The organism is Chromobacterium aquaticum (assembly GCF_021129195.1).
GTDB classification, from domain to species: Bacteria; Pseudomonadota; Gammaproteobacteria; order Burkholderiales; family Chromobacteriaceae; genus Chromobacterium; species Chromobacterium aquaticum.
Map to the genome: position 1 here is coordinate 1 of NZ_JAJOHW010000243.1, position 1,667 is coordinate 1,667.

The window sequence follows — 1,667 nt, forward strand, 5'->3', positions numbered from 1 at the left end:
AGCGCCGACGGCGGCAGGAAGCCGCCGCGCCGCGCATGGCCGTCCGCGCCCAGTGCCTCCAGCCGCGGCGGGGTCTGGAAATACAGCCAGTGCCATAAGGGCGGCAATGCGTCACCCGCCGCCGGCGGCGTCCCTTCTCGTCCCAGCAGCGCCGCCAGCGCGATGGCCGGAGCTGGCGCCAGCGTGTCATGACGCCGCTCGCTCTTTCCCAACCATTGATTCACATGTTTAATGTCAGGCATGGATCGTCCCTTGCCGGCAACGGGCCGCCGGCCACGATGGATGAAAAGGAATGCGGTCCAGCATGAACAGACCCGCGCCGACTGACAATTCGCATTTGCCGAAGCCGGATTTAGGCACGGCTTAAGCGCGGCGACTGAAAACCTGTTCTACGCCGGCCGCGCCGGACACGGCAACAGGAGGATGAATCGAGCCATGGGCATGCATTTTGATTTGGTCGATCTGAGATTATTCGTCTTCATCGCGGAAGAAAGCAGCCTGACCCGCGCCGCCGCGCGCGCGCACCTGTCGCTGCCGGCCGCCAGCATGCGCGTCAAGCATCTGGAACAGGCCCTAGGCGTGCAGTTGCTGAACCGGGAAAGCCAGGGCGTGTCGCTGCGGCCGCCGGGACGCACGCTGCTGCACCATGCGCGCAAGGTGCTGAATCAACTGGAAAGCCTGCGTGGGGATTTGCAGGAATACGCGACCGGCATCAAGGGCCATGTGCGGGTGCTGGCCAACACCACGGCGATCACCGAGTTCATTCCGCCGGTGTTGAGCGCCTTCTTGCTGAGCCACCCCGATGTGAACACCGATCTGCGCGAACGGCTGAGCCGCGACATCGTGCGCGCGGTGCGCGACGGCACCGCCGACATCGGCATCGTCGCCGACAGCGCGGACACCTCCGGCCTGCAGGTGATGCCCTACCGCCAGGACCGGCTGGTGCTGGCCGCCGCCGCGCGCCACCCGCTGGCGCGGCGGCGCTCGCTGGATTTCGCCGCCACGCTGGATTACGACTACATCGCGCTGCACGAGGGCAGCGCCATCCATTCCTTCCTGACCCAGGCCGCCACCCAGCTGCGGCGGCCGCTGAAGATACGCACTCAGGTCAGCAGCTTCGAGGCGGTGTGCCGGATGATAGCCGCCGATGTCGGCATCGGCATCCTGCCGGAGTCGGCGGCGCGCCGCCACGCCTGCAGCCTGGACTTACAACTGGTGCGCTTGAGCAATGTCTGGGCCGTGCGCAATCTGCTGATCTGCGTGCGCGAACTGGACAAGCTGCCGCTATTCGCCCGTCAGCTGATCGCGATGCTGGAGGCCGACGGCCGCGGCGAAGCGCTGCCGCCGCGGCCCCGCTAGTAACGGAACCACTCGCGCTTGGCCAGCGCCGCTTCCACCTGCTCGCGCTTGAGCAAGGCGTCGCGCATTTCGTTCCGCGCCGCCAGCGCCATCTGGTCGCCGTAGTAAGGCGATTGCGGCTGGCTGCTGTTGCCGTAGGTGTTGATCACCTTGGCGCGCAGCGGCCGGCCGAATTCCACCAGCGCGGTGAAGGTATCGCCGAAGATGGCGCGCTGGCGGCCGTCGCTGTCGCCGATATAGCTGAAGGTGCGGAAGGCGCCCAGACCCTCGGCGCCGCCGCTGGCCGGCTGGTCCAGCCGCGCCGCGCC

Annotated in this window: 2 protein-coding genes and 1 pseudogene; 1 reads left to right on the forward strand and 2 read right to left on the reverse strand. The window is 67.4% G+C overall.

Annotated elements, in window-relative coordinates; translation table 11 throughout:
* Positions 1-242 (reverse strand): annotated as a pseudogene (locus LQT98_RS23400) (acyl-CoA dehydrogenase); the annotation flags it as partial.
* Between the two features lie 199 nt (positions 243-441).
* Here LQT98_RS23400 and LQT98_RS23405 point away from each other — a divergent pair.
* Complete coding sequence (locus LQT98_RS23405) at positions 442-1,359, forward strand: LysR family transcriptional regulator (protein ID WP_048410827.1); 918 nt, start codon at positions 442-444, stop codon at positions 1,357-1,359.
* Here the strand turns inward: LQT98_RS23405 and LQT98_RS23410 are convergent.
* Positions 1,356-1,667 (reverse strand): penicillin acylase family protein (locus LQT98_RS23410; RefSeq protein ID WP_231465606.1); only part of this gene is annotated, 312 nt, incomplete at its 5' end. The genes LQT98_RS23405 and LQT98_RS23410 overlap by 4 nt on opposite strands.

Coding starts and splice junctions, on each gene's coding strand:
- LQT98_RS23405 (WP_048410827.1), top strand. CDS start 442: ATGCATTTTGATTTGGTCGATCTGAGATTATTCGTCTTCATCGCGGAA.